This window comes from Thauera sp. 27 (assembly GCF_000310125.2).
GTDB lineage: Bacteria > Pseudomonadota > Gammaproteobacteria > Burkholderiales > Rhodocyclaceae > Thauera > Thauera mechernichensis.
In genome coordinates, this window is record NZ_AMXB01000020.1 from 1 (window position 1) to 13,115 (window position 13,115).

12 protein-coding genes are annotated in these 13,115 nt (G+C 66.5%); 7 read left to right on the forward strand and 5 right to left on the reverse strand.

From position 1 onward, the window contains the following. The coding region (locus B447_RS12020; RefSeq protein ID WP_232431616.1) for a DUF3047 domain-containing protein at nt 1-1,213 on the reverse strand (1,213 nt) is incomplete at its 3' end. Nucleotides 1,214-1,384: 171 nt separating this feature from the next. Between B447_RS12020 and B447_RS12025 the strand changes: the two genes are divergently transcribed. After that, nucleotides 1,385-2,836, forward strand: coding sequence for a sensor histidine kinase (locus tag B447_RS12025; RefSeq protein ID WP_002940302.1), 1,452 nt, complete (start codon nt 1,385-1,387; stop codon nt 2,834-2,836). Further along, a complete protein-coding gene (locus tag B447_RS12030; RefSeq protein WP_002940303.1) occupies nt 2,833-3,462 on the forward strand; it encodes a response regulator in 630 nt (209 codons plus the stop codon). The genes B447_RS12025 and B447_RS12030 overlap by 4 nt, the downstream gene beginning before the upstream one ends. Before the next feature lie 34 nt (nt 3,463-3,496). On the opposite strand, the gene B447_RS12035 is transcribed toward B447_RS12030, so the two are convergent. Continuing rightward, nucleotides 3,497-3,985: a tetratricopeptide repeat protein gene (locus B447_RS12035; RefSeq protein ID WP_002940304.1), complete on the reverse strand. Its 489-nt coding sequence runs from the start codon at nt 3,983-3,985 to the stop codon at nt 3,497-3,499. Continuing rightward, the gene (locus tag B447_RS12040; RefSeq protein ID WP_002940306.1) at nt 3,982-4,833 is read right to left on the reverse strand and encodes a tetratricopeptide repeat protein; all 852 of its coding nucleotides are present in this window, start codon (nt 4,831-4,833) and stop codon (nt 3,982-3,984) included. The genes B447_RS12035 and B447_RS12040 overlap by 4 nt, the downstream gene beginning before the upstream one ends. Nucleotides 4,834-5,142: 309 nt before the next feature. Here B447_RS12040 and B447_RS12045 point away from each other — a divergent pair, with 309 nt between their 5' ends. Continuing rightward, nucleotides 5,143-5,823, forward strand: coding sequence for a DUF3334 family protein (locus B447_RS12045; RefSeq protein WP_002931285.1), 681 nt, complete (start codon nt 5,143-5,145; stop codon nt 5,821-5,823). A 142-nt stretch (nt 5,824-5,965) separates the two neighbouring features. Then, on the forward strand, nt 5,966-6,388 hold the full coding sequence (locus B447_RS12050; protein WP_002940307.1) for a hypothetical protein: 423 nt from the start codon (nt 5,966-5,968) through the stop codon (nt 6,386-6,388). Between the two features lie 128 nt (nt 6,389-6,516). On the opposite strand, the gene B447_RS12055 is transcribed toward B447_RS12050, so the two are convergent. Then, nucleotides 6,517-6,900, reverse strand: coding sequence for a hypothetical protein (locus B447_RS12055; protein WP_002931277.1), 384 nt, complete (start codon nt 6,898-6,900; stop codon nt 6,517-6,519). Nucleotides 6,901-7,155: 255 nt separating this feature from the next. On the opposite strand from B447_RS12055, the gene B447_RS12060 reads away from it, so the two are divergent. The 3 genes from B447_RS12060 (at nt 7,156) to B447_RS12070 (ending at nt 12,438) form a co-directional block, all read left to right on the forward strand. Then, complete coding sequence (locus tag B447_RS12060) at nt 7,156-8,271, forward strand: patatin-like phospholipase family protein (RefSeq protein WP_002940308.1); 1,116 nt, start codon at nt 7,156-7,158, stop codon at nt 8,269-8,271. A 64-nt stretch (nt 8,272-8,335) separates the two neighbouring features. Further along, a complete protein-coding gene (locus tag B447_RS12065; RefSeq protein WP_002940310.1) occupies nt 8,336-11,311 on the forward strand; it encodes a hypothetical protein in 2,976 nt (991 codons plus the stop codon). Nucleotides 11,312-11,322: 11 nt separating this feature from the next. Continuing rightward, nucleotides 11,323-12,438 carry a ComEC/Rec2 family competence protein gene (locus tag B447_RS12070; protein ID WP_002931271.1) on the forward strand — a complete coding sequence of 372 codons (1,116 nt, stop codon included), beginning with the start codon at nt 11,323-11,325 and terminating at the stop codon, nt 12,436-12,438. Nucleotides 12,439-12,467: 29 nt separating this feature from the next. Here B447_RS12070 and B447_RS12075 read toward each other — a convergent pair whose 3' ends face one another. Next, a complete protein-coding gene (locus tag B447_RS12075; protein WP_002931268.1) occupies nt 12,468-12,950 on the reverse strand; it encodes an acyl-CoA thioesterase in 483 nt (160 codons plus the stop codon). Nucleotides 12,951-13,115 lie beyond the last annotated feature (165 nt).

The window sequence follows — 13,115 nt, forward strand, 5'->3', positions numbered from 1 at the left end:
GGCGCATGAAGAGCGAGTTCGCGATCAGCCAGATCCTGACGACGCGGGTGGCCTGGCCACCGACCAGACGCTGATAGTCGCGGAACAGGTCGCAGCGCTCGTGTAGTTCCTGTCCCAGCGTGTCCGTCCCGCTGCGCTGCACGACGTGCGTCTCGATGGCGTTCCAGCCCGGGATCGGGCAACGGAAGGCCGTGCCGACCGGCAGGGTCGAGCTCCACATGTAGGTGATGTCCTGGCCGTCGTCGAACTCGACGGCGATCGACAGATAGTCGTGGTTCAGCAACGCGTCCTCGGGCAGGGCCGAAGGCAGGCGGTCGACCACCCAGGTCCATTCCAGCTGCAGCCCGGGGCGTAAAGGCTGGTCGGCGAGCGGGTACTGCAGGATGCCGACGTTCTTGTGTGTTTCGCATGCGATGTCGCCCCTTGGCGCCTCGCTGAAGATTCCGCCATCGCCAAAGGCGAAGAAGTTGTGCCAGCCCTTGGGCATCAGGCGTTCCTGGCGCATGCGCTGCAATTCGGAACGAATCATGCCATGCGCGTCGCCGCGCGCAGACAGGGCGAGCAGGCCTTCATGCGCGTCGCCGCTCCATGCGATGGCGACGCCTTCCACCTGGCCTTGAGCCGCGAGGTACTGTTCGAGCGGCACCCACAGTTCGCCCTGCGGGCTTGCAAACTCGCCGACGGAGCGCGCGATCTGCAAGGTTCCGGCCCTGTCCGCGGTCAGTGTTCCGGTGTTCTGCATGCAGTTGTGGATGGCGCTGTTGCCCGTTGTTCCAGCTACGCGGGCGAAGAACACGAAGCCCGGCTCCAGCCAGCGTCCATGATCCTTGCTGAACCACCACAGCCCATCGAGGAAAAAGGACACCTGTTGCCCGGCACCAAGCAGCCCCAAGGCCTGCGTCCAGGGCAGATCGGCTGGCGTGATGGTGAACGGCTCGATGCGTGCTACGGCGGAAAGGCCCTCGGCGAGGCTGGTGAAGCGGGCCGCCATCGCCGCTGCGCTCAAGGCGGGCCCCTCTTGAGGCTCGAGGCTGCCAGCATAGGCTTGCACGCAGGGCCCAGCCAGGAGTGGCGCGGCGACCAGCCCCTTCGCCCATTGGCGGCGGCTCGCACTGACGAGGCCGTGGCGGGCATGGTCGTGAGTGCAGGGCTCATGCGCGCGCCCATGTGTCTGGGCGGCTGACGGCGGGGCGGTGTTCGCGTGCAGTGGCATCATGTGTCTCCTGGGCGTGGGCTCGGTCCTAGTCGGTATGCATCCGAGGTGGCGCTGATCATAGCGTCGGGCCGGTGGGCCGTGCCCCGCACGGCCTGCGGGCGGGCAATTTGCCTGTGCTGCGCCGGTAGCATTGGGCGCCGATGCCGATCAGGGGGAAAATGACGCACCATGCCGCCCGAAGCCGAATCCACGAATCGACTCGATAGGACACCGCCGCCTGCGCCGGATGCGGCCAGGCCGCTTGTCGGCCCCACCCGGGCGGCCCTCGATCTGCAGCGGAGCCTGCTGCAACGGCTACTGGCCTTCGCATGCCTTTTGACGCTGCTGTTGCTGGCAGCGCACGGCTGGCAGATCCGGCAACAGGCGCTGGCGGACACGCCCGACACTGCAGCCGTCATCCAGCAATTGCTGAACCAGGATCAGCCCCGCCAGGCCGATGTGTTCAACCGAGAATCCATCCGGGTGGATCTTGCCGTGCTGGAACCCCTCGCACGTCGGCTGGCGTTCTGTGTGCAAGTGGAAGACCTGTGGTCGCGGCAGATTGGTGCTGCCTGCGTGCGCCCCGCGCCCCCTCGCTCAGGCGCCGGGGTCCTTGCCCGCTGGCTGGAGGCCCTGCATACACCAGCTGACACCAGCGTCCGCCCCTTGCTGCGTGCGCCCGGCGTCGCGGTGGGCCATATCCATGTCCGCCCGGACTGGCACACCGAAGCCTCACACTGGCTGTCGTCGATGTATCTGGTGCTGGTCGGCTGGGCCGCATTGGCGATGCTGGCAGCGGTGATCGTGCGCCCCGTCCGCCGCGCCTTGCGCCCCGCCGACCAGATCCTTGCCGCCATAGGCCGGCTCGAGGGCGGCGACACCACGGTGCGCCTGCCCGCCTTCGAGCTGGATGAATTCCGCCGGATCGCAAACGAGTTCAACAGTCTTGCCGCCCAACTGGCCACGACCCGAGCCGCCGAGCGCAGGCTTGCAACACATCTGCTCGATGTCCGCGAGGACGAGCGCCACTACCTGGCCCGCGAACTGCATGACGACATGGGGCAACACCTGACCTCGCTGCGTGCCGACGCCGCCTACCTCAGACAGTCGCTAGCCGCGTCGACCGCTCACGCCCCGCTGACGTCCGTGCTGGACAGCCTGGGCGAAACCCTCGCCCGCATGCACGAGAGCATCCAGAACATTGTTCACCGTCTACGTCCGCCGAGGCTGGAGGCCTTCGGTCTGATCGCCGGACTGGAGCAACTGATTGCCGACTGCAAGCGCATGCACAGTGGCACGCCCAGCATTCAATTCCATCATCAGGGCCTGTTCGACACGCTCGAACCGACGCTGACCATCCACCTGTACCGCATCGTTCAGGAAGGGCTGACCAATGCCCTTCGCCACGCCGATGCCAGCCAGATCGAGATCGATCTTCAACGCAATGGCGAGCGCTTGAGCCTGTCCATCCGCGATGACGGCAAAGGCGACACCGCCGGTCCGGCACCGGAGGGCCATGGGCGACTGGGTATCCGCGAACGGGCTTCCGCACTGGGCGGCACGGTGGAGTGGATCAGCGCGCCGGGACGAGGCACGCAGTTACGGGTCGAACTCCTGGCAGGCACGCGGGGCGCCACATGATCCAGTTGCTGCTGATCGACGACCATGCCGTCGTCCGGCAAGGGTATCGCCGCTTGCTGGAACTGCAAGGCACGATGACGGTGATTGGTGAGGCGGGTACCGGCGAAGACGGCATGCGCCTGTGGCGTGAGCGCCAGCCCGACCTCTGTATCGTCGACCTGGCGCTGCCCGATCTTGGCGGATTGGAAGTGATTGCGCGTATCCGCCAGCGCGACCACACCGCCCGCCTGCTTGGCTTCAGCATGCATCGTGATGCACTGTGGGCACTCCGTGCGCTGGAGGCCGGCGCTCTGGGTTATGTCACCAAAAGCAGTCCGCCAGAGGTATTGCTACAGGCCGTCAACACCGTGGCCGGACGGCGCACCTTTATCAGCCCCGACCTTGCGCAGGAAGTTCGCCAACTGCGCGGAGAGGGCGAACGCGGTCCTTCCGACCAACTGACACCACGCGAAAGCGAGATCCTGCGCCTGCTGCTGGACGGCCGGTCGGTTGCCGACATCGCCACCACCTTGTCACTCAGCCCCAAGACCGTGCATAACACCCACTATCAGATCAAGACCAAGCTCGGCGCTGCCAACGACTTCGAACTGGTCCGCCTCGCCCGTCGCATCGGCTTTGGCAACTGACGGGCAGATCACGCGGATACCGATCCGACCGCGCTCAATCCGCTTCGCCCCAGCGCAGCAGGGCGTCTGCGGCCAATAAATCGCCCTCGTCCGCGGCGCGCTGCAGCCAATGTCTTGCGCGTGCCGGGTCGGCATCCACGCCTCGTCCCTGCGCCAATGCCATCCCCCAGTGATAGCGCGCCAGGGTCGCATAGCCACCCACCTCATCGCTCATGGCCCCGCGCTCCATGAGCCGCGCGGCACGGGCTTCGTCGCGGGCAACCCCTACGCCCGATTCCAGCATCTGTGCCAGCCAGATCATCGAATACACATCGTTCCAGCGCGCAATGCAGTCCTCGAAAATCCTGACTGCAGATACGTGGTCGCCCGTTTTTTCGGCGACGTAGCCATACAGACACTTGATCCGACGTGGGCTGTCCACAAAGTGGCGGTAGCTGAGATCCCCCTCATCCTCGGCCAGTGCGACGGGCGCCTGCAGCAACAGCAACCACGCAAGCACGCCACGCAGGGCAACGGTTTTCATGGCCGCAGTTCTACGAAATCCGGGTCACGGAACAGGCGTCCATCGATGCGTCGCCATGCTGAATGCGTGCCGGTTCGCAGAAACTCGTCCGCCGCACTGTCACCAAGACTTGCAGCCGTCTGGAACAAGGCCAGCGCGCGGGGCCGATCCACCGGCACGCCAACACCAAAATACAAGGCCGTGGCGTACAGCGTCTTGGCACTGATGTGATACTCGGTATTGTCTGCCGAGGCCGCCCGCGCCAGAAAATGCGTCGCACGTTCTGCGCGCCGGGGCACGGCGGCACCGATCTCGTATAGCTGGGAAATACGCACCAGACCACCTGCATGATTCTGATGCGAACACAGGCTGAGCAGCTTCAGCGTGGTCTCATGATCGCCACATTTCTCCAGTTCGAGCAATGCGGACGAAAAATTGCCAGTGCTCAGCCCGCAATCGGTCGCGGCCTCGAGGCTCGGTTCCGGCACCTCGTCATGACGCGGATCGGGCTGCAGACCACGACAGTAGCGGTTACGCTGCACCTGCTCCAGCGCGACCCGCTCAACCCCCTCGACCCACCGCCGGAATCCGTCGGAATCTGCGGACGCCCCCATCCCCGCCAGGCGCGTGCCTCCGTCCACCTCATCCCAATCCACCGATACGCTCACTGGCAAGGCGTCGTCCAGCACAATGGTCGCCTCAAAACGCTCATGATCGACCGCCAGCACGGGCACCCCGCTGCCCAGGACCGCAGTCCACACACGCGCCGGTCCGGCGCTCAGCGTACGCTCCACCGTTGCCGCGCCAACCGCCTGCGTCAGCATGGACAACATCGCACCCAGCACCCCTGCCACCTTGATTGCCTTCATCGCCGCCTCCCTGGATCGACGCACCGATTCTAGGAAGCCGCACCGCGTCACGTCCCGGGCAAATCGCCCGCACAATACCTCCCGGCTTCTGGCCCCGCTTCATGGTGTGGATAGGTCATGGCCCTGACGGAGCCAGCCTTTTCGTCGTCATGCCGCCAGCAGTATTTGTTCGCCGATAGCGTCGCAATACACCTGGTCGGGAGTGCGTCTCTGGTGAGCGCCGTGACGCCGCCCATCCGAACCGCTGACAGCTCGTGCAGTGTGGTATAGAGTGGGTTTCGCCATTCCATGCGCACAAGGATGCCACCGATGAGCAGATCTCGAGACAACGCCGTCGTTTTCGGTACCGAAGACCTCCTGAAAAGCCTGTGCGATTCGGTCGCCAAGGTGCTCACGGCGGCGACGCAAAGCGAGATCCGCTACTCCGGGATGGTCCAGCGCATTTCCAAGACCTGCCTGAAGCCTGACATCGGCTGTTTCGTGCTCTTCGATGGCGGTTTTTCCGGTTTGGTCGTCATTAATTTTTCGGCTCCGGCAGCCATGGAGCTGTACCAGAAGTATCTGCTCAGCATGGGAATGGCGTCGAGCGAACTCGCCGCATCGCACACGTCGGACGAGGTCAGCAATGTCATGGGTGAGCTCATGAACCAGATCGTCGGCGACTTCACCGGCAAGGTGGGGCGCCAGCTCCAGACCCATATCACGCAGAACCAGCCCAAGATGCTGGTGCTCAACAAGCAGGTCATTCTCAGCGTCGACACCAAGCTCGACAACCCGGAGGCACGCCGGGTCACCTTCTACACCGGTGGGCACAACGTTTTCTACCTCGAGCTTGCCGTCGATCGTGCGGAGTTCATCCAGCTCAACGACTTCGATGCCCACGAGGTTCTTGATCCGGATGCGCTGCTCGAGCAGGCTGCGCAGCCTGCCCGCGTTCCGGTTGCGCCCGCGAATGATCACGACGATTTGTTGAAGTCGCTGGGCATGTAGTGCGCAGTGACCGTGACGCCCTTATCGGTCACGGGCGTTCGCGATATGTCACACTGGTAACACATGTTCCTGGGCGCGCGCCTGCCACGAGCGGGCCGGGCATTCGAAGTGCAGGGAAGCAGACTACAGGAGGGGGTAGGCCATGGATGCGATCAATACTGCGACGGGACTCGCCGTCCGCGATGCAGCACGGCTTCCCGAACTGCGCCAGGCGCAAGCCATGCCGCAGGAAGGGCAGGCTGGGCGTGCCGCCGATGCCGCGTTGGCAGATGCCGCCAGAGCCAGTTCCCCAAGCGCCGTCGTGTCCCTCAGTGCCGAGGCACGAAGCGAGGCTGTTCGCCAGTCGGCGCCCAGCCCGGACAACGGCACCCAGGAGGCGCGTACGGTTGAGCAGGCGCGCGCCGCCGCCGCGAATGCCGATATCCGCAACAACTATTCGGCCCAGCGGGCGTTGTCCAGCTATGAAGCGATGGCGCAGGTCGGTGCAAACGCGGCCGCGCGTCCGGCTCCGCCCGAGCAGACGACGGCGCCGGGCCAGCAGGACCCGAGCGTGCTGCGTACCTGATTCCTGCGCCTCCGGGCGGTACGCCTGGTCCTGAGTGCGGCCATCCTTTGCCCGTCGCCGCAGACGCTTGAAACGCAGTGCCGCGCCCTTGGTGGCGCGGCACGCTTGCGATCAGGCTGGCGCGTCCCTCAGACGGGGCCACCCGAGCCTTCGCCGCCCGAGCCTTCCCCACTCGGCGCGGCGCTGCGGCGCTTGCTGCGTGTGTCCACATAGCCGCCGCTGACGACCGGCGATTTCAGCAGCACGTCATAGCCCACGATTGCCGCCGCGTCCTTCCACTGGTAGCCGACGCCAACCGGCAGTCCAACCTTGCTGCCGGTGGCGAACGGGTGGTAGCTGAGGCCGGCGGCCAGGATGCCGCGGTCCTGCTTGCGCGTCGAAGTCGCCTGCACGGTAAAGCCAATACCTTGATTCGAGCCGAAGGCATAGGTGATGCCGACGAACGCCCCGACATCGGCTTGCGCCGTCCCGGTGGCGAGAACGAATGCGCTGGCGAGGAAGACTCTTTTCATGATCACTCCTTGTCATGGTCGATGGGAAACGCTGCTGACCGCCACTACGCCATGGTCGTGCCCAGAAGGCCCCCAGGCGTGTCGGCAAATACCTAAGCTCTCATGTCCAGCATAGACCTGCCGTCGCCCCATGTCATTGCCTGGCCGCTTTGCACGGCGCCGTCTTACTGCTCGTGCTGACGCGGCGCCTGGGCGGGCCTATATTGGATCGAGGCGCGGGCGCCTGCCGAGCGCTGCAGCCAGGAGGGGACGGAGATGAGCAGGGGAGACGAAGCAAGGGTGGGGCTCGCCCTATCGGGCGGGGGGTTTCGCGCAACGCTGTTCGGCCTCGGGAGCCTGTGGAGGCTCAACGAAGCAGGCCTGCTCGGGCGCCTGGCGCGGGTCACGAGCGTTTCCGGCGGGTCGATCCTCGCGGGCGTGCTTGCCCACCGCTGGCGCGCGCTCGCGTTCAGCGAGGGGCGCGCGGACAACTTCGAGACCGTGATCGCTCAGCCGGTGCGTGCCTTCTGCAGCCAGTCCATCGACGTCAAGACGGCCGCGCTGGGCCATCTCGTACCTTTCGTCACCTCGGGAGACTTCCTCGCCCGTCGCTACGCCAAGGACCTGTTCGGCGACACGCTGCTCAGGGAGCTGCCGGATCCAGCGCTGGAGGCTGCGCCGCGTTTCATCTTCTACGCCACCAACATGCAGACCGGGCGGAGTTTCCGCTTTCGCCAGGACTACATCGCCGACTACTACCTCGGTCTGTCGCGCAGTACCGACGTCAGACTGGCGGAAGCCGTTGCTGCATCGAGCGCCTTCCCGCCGATCTTCTCGCCGGTGGTGCTGAAGTCCGACCCTGCCACCTGGGTGCAGCCCGAGCGCGAGCTGCCGAACCTTGAGGCACTGCGGCGGCGAATTGTGCTCGCAGACGGCGGGGTGTACGACAACATGGGGCTGGAGGCCCTGCTGCGCGAGATCGACCTCATTCTCGTGAGTGATGCCGGGGCGCCGTTCGAGATCGACGAGTCGCCGTTCGAGGACGATCTGCTGCAGCTCGGTCGCGTGCGTGACATCCTCATCGACCAGACGCGCGCGCTGCGCAAGCGCTGGCTGGTGGAAGATATCCAGGCCGGTCGCCGCCGTGGTGCCTACTGGGGGATCGGTACCCGGATCGGCGATTACAAGGATCCACGGGCATTGGTTGCCGACAACACCCTCACCACGACGCTCGAGCACATTCCTACCCGGCTCAAGAAGTTCGAGCCTCGCGACCAGGGCCGCCTGATCAACTGGGGTTATGCGCTGGCCGATGTTGCCCTGCGCATGCGGGCAGGGCTCGCCATTCCCGCCGCGCAGGGCTGGCCCGTACCGGAGTGGCCGCTGGGCTGAACGCAGCGGCCGGTGCGCCCGCTGGCGCCGGTCGCATTGCAGTTACTGACAGGAGCGCGCCGCCATGATCGATCGCGATCGCCTTGCCGCCTGGGGCTTGGGGCTTGATGACGACGACTTTGCGCGAGCGTGTGCGGCCCTCGGGGCGCTCAACGCCGCACAGCGCCGCTTGCGTCGCCGCGTATCGGCGCAGCGCGTGTCCGCGGGCGGCTCGTTTGCGCGGCCGAGGGCGGCCGAATGGTCGATTGCCCAGGCGGCGGACCGCCGCGATGGAGCGCCGCTGGTGGCGTGGGAGCTGCCAGCCCTGCAACGCCTGCCCGCCTTCCCGGCGGCGCTCGAACTTGCGCAAGCCTGGCAACGCTACCTCGACGACGCGCCCTGGGGTACTCGGCTCGCGGTGTATGGCCGCGGACGGGACTGGCAAGCCCTGCTGCCCTTGCTGCGCGTCCTGCAGCAGCCCGCGGTGAGTGCCGCGGCAGTCTTCGTGGCCGACGCCTTCGCGGCCGACGGTCGCGTGGACTGGGCCTTGCCTTTCCGCCTCTGTGTGCTGGCTGATGATCCGCTTGCCAACGCCTTCGGCGCGTTTCGCGCGCACTGGAGGGAGCCGTGGCCCTACCGTTTCATGCGTGCGGATCGCGCCGTACCAAGGGTGGAGGTGATGGTCTTCAGCGGCTCGCTGCGTGCAGTGGCGGCTCGACTGCTGGCCCGGGGGGCGCCCTGTCGTGCGGCGTTTGCGCTCGTGCTTGGGGGCACGGATGTCGAGGGCGGGCAGGACGGAGGCCAGCTCGAGCGTCTGGTGCGCGTCGTGGCGGACGTGCTGGCGGCCGAGGGTGTTGCCTGCGTGCGCTCGCTCGGCACCGCCGGCGTGGATGTCGAGCAGCGCATGCCTGCCCTGGTACGCCTGGGCGATGAGCTCACCCACAACCTGCCGCTCGATATAGCGCTGCGGCAGGCCTTCGGTGCCGATGTCTTGGCCTTTCTCAATCGCGACCTGATCCGACTCAGTCATCTTGCCAGCGCAGTCGACCGCCTTGCAGGGCGGTTGAAGGCGGCTCCCGCCCACGCCTCGCTGGCGCTCAGCGAGCGTACGCTGGCGCAATTGATCGGTACGCCGGGCGTGGTCGAAGCGCTGGAGCAGGTTCGCCCCAGCCAGGCCCGCGGTCTGGGGCGGGTGGCGCAGGCTGTTGCGGGCGCGGGCGAGAACTTGCGCAGCGTGGCGCCACGGGCGCTCGCGCGTGGCATCGATGCGTCGCGCGAGCGCTACCGCTACGTCCGTGAGTCCGACGAAGCTTCATCCCTCACCGAAGCTGTGGCTGCGCTGGCTGCCGTGGAAGCCGTGCAGGCGGCCGAGCAGCCCGAGACACGCTACGTCCAGCACGGCTTCTGGCGCCGGGAGGGTGAAGGTCTCGTCGAGGAGCACGAGTGCCTCAGGGTTGGCGAGCAGGTGCTGCTGCGGCTGCGCATCGGCCCGCCGGGTGAAGGCTGGCAGACCGCTTCCGAGGCCTTTCCCGCACATGAGCTGCCGCCCCGGCGACGGCGCCACCGCCTGCAGGTGGTCTTTCACGAGCCGCTCCAGCTCGATGCGCCGCTGACGGGTGTGCTTTGGTTGCCCCGTTCCGGGCCGAGCAGCGTGCTCGAGTTCGTGCTCACGCCGCGCATGGCGGCGGCGTTCGAAGGCCGTATCAGCGTGCTGCACCGTGGGCGTGTGCTGCAGACGGTGCTGATCCATGCCCAGGTGGTCGAGCAGGGGGGGCTGACCGGTCCCCGCCCGGCAATCACCCAACAGGTCGAGGCGCGGGTGCGCGAGCATTGGAGCGACCTCGGTTCGCGGCGGCGCTTCGATGCGTCGTTCGTGCTCAATCACACGCATGGGGCACGCCCGCTGCTCACCGGCATCGCTGGCCGGCGTGCATGGGCGACCGACCTCAGCGGCATCCAGGAGCCGGTCGATGCCATCAACCGACTACTCTCCGAGGTTGCCTACAGCGTGGCCGACTACAGCGCCGGACTGACCACGGGTGACAACCTCACGCTGTTCTTCAGGCTTGCCCGGCTCGGGGGCGACCTCTACTCCGCGCTGGTCATCGACCATCTGCAGGCCCTCAATAGCGGTGGCATGGATGTGGACGAGGCGACCCACATCCAGATTGTCAGTACGCGCGCAGATGCCGTGGTGCCCTTCGAGTTCATCTACCAGTATGTGCCGCCGGACGATGAGGGCGATGTGCGCTTCTGTCCCGACGCGCTCGAGGCCCTGGCCGCGGGCGCCTGTCCGGGCCATTGCGCGGGCCAGCAGGACCCCCGCCGGCATGTATGCCCGATGGGCTTCTGGGGGCTGCGCAAGGTGATCGAACGCCATGTCTTCAATCCCGCGCTGGGCCGGCCGGGAGATGCCGAAGTGCTCGTCCAGGCCGAACCGGCGGGTGACCGCCTGCGCCTGCAGCTCGACCGCTCGGCGCTGGTGGGCTATAGCGCGGAGCTGCGGCAGGAAGAGGTGGGGCCGCTCATCCGCCTGCTCGAGGGCAGGATGCAGGGCGCGGTGCGCGAGGTGAAGGATTGGGACGAGTGGCGGGCTGCGGTCGGCGGGGAACATCCAACATTGCTGGTGGCGTTTCCTCACAACACGGGCGACAAGCAGGATGTCGCGCTCGAGATTGGTGGCAAGCCGTTCAAGACCTTGCGCCTGCCGCGCGAATACGTGCACATCGATGGACCCTACCCGCTGGTGCTGCTGCTGGGGTGCGATGTCGCCAGTACGGCGCAACAGTACGCCAGCCACATACGCTATTTCCGTCAGGCCGGTGCGGCGGCCGTCGTGTCCACCATCGCTACCGTATTCGGTCCGCATGCCGTCAAGGTGGGCGAGAAGATCCTCGATGGCCTGCTGGCCGCGGCCGCAGGGCTGGATGAGGGCGGGGGTGCCGAGGGCTCACGCTGCCTTGGTGAAGTGCTGCGCGCGGTCAAGCGCCAGGCCCTGCTCGACAGTCTGCCGATGGCGCTCTGCGTGGTGGCGTTCGGCGACGCCGACTGGCGCTTGTGAGCCTGCAACCCATGAGCGCCGCACCATTCTTTCGCATCGAGATGCTGCCGGCACGACACGGTGATTGCCTGTTCGTCGAGTACGGCGATGCGTCGCGCACACGGCGCATGTTGATCGATGGCGGCCCGATCGCGACCTATCCTCACCTGGAGGCCCGCCTGGATGCGCTGCCGCAGGGTGACAGGCGCTTCGAGCTGGTCGTGATGAGTCACGTCGACACCGACCATGTCGAGGGGCTCGTGCGCCTGTTCGCCAACAAGCCCGTACCGGTGCGCGTGGTCGACATCTGGTTCAACGGCTGGAGTCATCTGCAGGCAGGCGGCCGCGTGCTGGGCGGCAAGCAGGGCGAGTTCCTCAGTGCGCTGATCGTGCGACGGTTCGACGCCGGACAGTGGAACAGGGCGTTTGCTGGCAATGCGGTGGTGGTGCCCGATACGGGGGTGTTGCCGGAATGCACCCTGGCTGACGCGCACGGCATGCGTCTTACCCTGCTGTCGCCCACCCGGGCCAAGCTCGACCGCATGCGGGAGCGCTGGAAGAAGGATCTCGGCGCCGACATCAACCCCGGCGACCTCGAGTCGGCGTGGACGAGCCTGTCCAGGCGCAAGGCCTACCTGCCTGGCCAGGGCTTGCTGGGCACGACCGCGGAGCTCGACGCGGTGCTCAGGCGCCAGCTCAAGGTCGACAAGGCTGCCGCCAACGGCAGCTCGATTGCCTTTCTCGCCGAGTTTGGCGGCAAGTCCTGCCTGTTTCTCGCCGACGCCCATCATGATGTGATCACCGCCTCGCTTCGCCGCCTGCTCGCGCAGCGCGGCGAAGCGGTGTTGCGCGTCGATGCGGTCAAGGTGTCGCACCACGGCAGCGCGGGCAACATCAGCGACGAGCTCCTCGCCCTCATCGACAGCCCGCGCTTCCTGTTCAGCACCAATGGCAGCCAGTTCCGCCACCCCGATGCCGAAGCCGTGCAACGCATCATTGCGCGTTCGGTGCATCAGCCGCCAACGCTGTGCTTCAACTACGAAAGCCAGACGACGCTACGCTGGGCTCCGGCGGAAAGGCAGGCCGGGCTCGGCTACATCGCCGAGTACAACCCGACCCCAGGGGAGCCCTACGTGATCGAGCTGTGAGGGGGCAGCAGGCGCCGATCGGGCTGATCTCATTCTCCGCCGCGCACCTCGGCGAACTTGCGCTCCATCTCGCGCCGCATCGCGCGGCGCACTTCGGCTTCGGCGAAGCGGCGGCGTTCGTCCGGCGTATGGGGTTCGAGCGCCGGCACCTTGGTCGGCCGGCCTTCGTCGTCGACCGCAATCATGGTGAAGAAGCAGCTATTGACGTGGCGTACGACCTTGGCGCGGATGTCCTCGGCAACGACCTTGATGCCCACCTCCATCGACGAGTTGCCGGTGTGGTTGACCGAGGCGAGGAAGCTGACCAGTTCGCCAACCTGGATGGGCTGGCGGAACATCACCTGGTCGACGCTGAGGGTGACGACATAGTGGCCGGCGTAGCGCGCAGCACAGGCGTAGGCCACCTGGTCGAGCAGCTTGAGGATGGCGCCGCCGTGAACCTTGCCTGAGAAGTTGGCGGTGTCGGGCGTCATCAGGACGGTCATGGTGAGCTGGTGGGCGGGGAGGTCCATTGCAATGTCTCGCGCTTGAGTGGCTGATCGGGTAGGGGCAGTGTCGGCTTCGGCGAAACAGGGTGCAAGGCTAGAATGCGTGCCCCGAGCCAGCCCGTCCGCACCGATGCACAAGACCCTCACTGCTTTCGCTCACGCTGTTCGTGAGGTGAGGCGAGATGGGCT